This is a genomic window from Oleiphilus sp. HI0067, assembly GCF_001635735.1.
On record NZ_LWFI01001406.1, the window covers coordinates 1 to 1047 of the forward strand.

Annotated in this window: 1 protein-coding gene; it reads right to left on the reverse strand. The window is 47.1% G+C overall.

The genetic code is table 11. From position 1 onward, the window contains the following. Window positions 1-156: 156 nt before the first annotated feature. On the reverse strand, window positions 157-1047 hold an 891-nt coding region (locus A3739_RS30265), incomplete at its 5' end, for an HlyD family secretion protein (RefSeq protein WP_068502819.1).

Below are 1047 nucleotides of genomic sequence, written 5' to 3' on the forward strand. Positions count from 1 at the left end.
GCGTAACTGTCTGCAAATGGCTATCTGAGATGCCGAAGGTTCTTTTATCCGAAGTGAAAGGGTGATACAAACCTTTAGCAGAAATCAGTTGCAAAGCTCCGTTGGCATCATAGAGTTGGACATTTCTCATTCGTTTTTGAACTAAGCTATCGACACTTAGTGTTCACCGCCTGCTAGGCCGATACCAGCCAGTATTGAACCCAATACTTTCATTCTAAGCCCTGCAGCTTTAACAACTCCGGTAGCGGCGACAATGTGCCCGAAAACCCCTTCCAAGTTATTGGTATAGGTCTGTACGATACAACCCGAACCATCCAGCAATAAGGCTTCATGCTCATTGTGAATAAGTTCCAGCATGGCATGAATTGTTCCGCGCTGTGATGCATTTTGTAGATCTTTTAAGTCATCACTGGGGGTCACTTGACCCGTCGCAACAGCGGGCTGCAGTAAAACGATCCGTGCAGGAAGTATTGCATTTCTATAAGATAGGCTCGCATTAGTGTCACAAGCGATTTCTGCTGGCATTCCCTCATAAAGGGTCGTTTTCGAAACCTGAGAAAATCCTGCAGAAACACGTACTGATGTGTTTTCAGGTCGATCGGGAATGATGACCATTGATGGTCTCAATACAAGTGTAGTCGTTGGGCTGCCAACGCTGAGTGCCAGCTGGGTTACGGTTCCATTTGTGAACGATCGAACCTCTGTAAAATCCAAGGCTGTTCTCGCTTTTTCAATCGCGGCTTCGGATGCTGCCAGTCTTGCGGGGATACCCTCGGTTAGTTCAACATCAGTAAGATCAAGCTGAGCTTTCGCTGCATCCAGATCCGCCTCTCCCACCTGAACTTGAGACCGAGCCTCAATCACATTATTTGTTGTACCATAACCTAGTTTCAGTATGCTTTTTGCATCGCGTAGTTCATCTCGCAGACTTACCAATCGAGCCTGAATCTCGCGAACACTGGCTTCAGCTATAAGTTTGTTATCTTCTGCTTTGGCTTGCTCAGCTTCAATGACCGCCAATTGAGCCTCTGCCTCAGACAATGCGGC